Below are 298 nucleotides of genomic sequence, written 5' to 3'. Positions count from 1 at the left end.
ACCGTTGAGGGTGACCGGGTTGTTGATACAGCTGTTGTTGACGTCGATGGTGAGGGTCGTGGTGCTTTCATCACCGTCGTTGTCACGCAAGGTGTAGGTGAACACATCGGTCGCGCCCGGGCCGTTCACGGAGTTCGGGTAGCTGTGGTACTCGGCGTTGCCCTGGGCGTCCAGGGTCAGGTAACCGTAGGTGCCGTTGATCTGGGTGTTGAGCCCGCCATTCACCGGCGTCGAAGTGTCCGAACCGGCGCGCACGCCGACCACGCCACCGCCGAGCAAGGGGCCATCGGCGCCGGCA

The 298-nt window shown here is 64.1% G+C and carries 1 protein-coding gene; it reads right to left on the bottom strand.

Annotated elements, in window-relative coordinates; all coding sequences use genetic code 11:
* On the bottom strand, positions 1-298 hold a 298-nt coding region (locus ACM6I5_RS22225; protein WP_414884727.1), incomplete at both ends, for an Ig-like domain-containing protein.

Origin of the sequence: Pseudomonas sp. IT-P171 (assembly GCF_949767765.1) — a bacterium.
GTDB lineage: Bacteria > Pseudomonadota > Gammaproteobacteria > Pseudomonadales > Pseudomonadaceae > Aquipseudomonas > Aquipseudomonas fluorescens_B.
This window is presented reverse-complemented; position numbering and strand designations above follow the sequence as displayed.